Genomic DNA, 245 nt, shown 5'->3' on the forward strand with positions numbered 1-245 from the left:
TGCCTGTCTTCCTCGCCACCCTTGATGCGCTTCCAGGGCTCATTCACCTGGATGTATTGGTTGCCGTGGCGAGAGATATTGAGGACGCAGCGAAGAGCATCACGGATGCGGACCCTCTCCAGCAGCTGGTGGTACTGCCGCAGCTCCACGGTGACACGAGCCAAGAGCCGGTGGTCATCCGGTGTCAGCACCATGGGGGGCACTGCACTACCAAAGAACTTGCAGACAAACATCCCGGCTCTGTT

1 protein-coding gene is annotated in these 245 nt (G+C 59.2%); it reads right to left on the reverse strand.

From position 1 onward, the window contains the following. On the reverse strand, window positions 1-194 hold a 194-nt coding region (locus L9G74_RS21705; protein WP_238898940.1), incomplete at its 3' end, for a hypothetical protein. Window positions 195-245 lie beyond the last annotated feature (51 nt).

The sequence above is a fragment of the Shewanella electrica genome, assembly GCF_022321485.1.
In the GTDB taxonomy this organism is placed as follows: Bacteria; Pseudomonadota; Gammaproteobacteria; order Enterobacterales; family Shewanellaceae; genus Shewanella; species Shewanella electrica.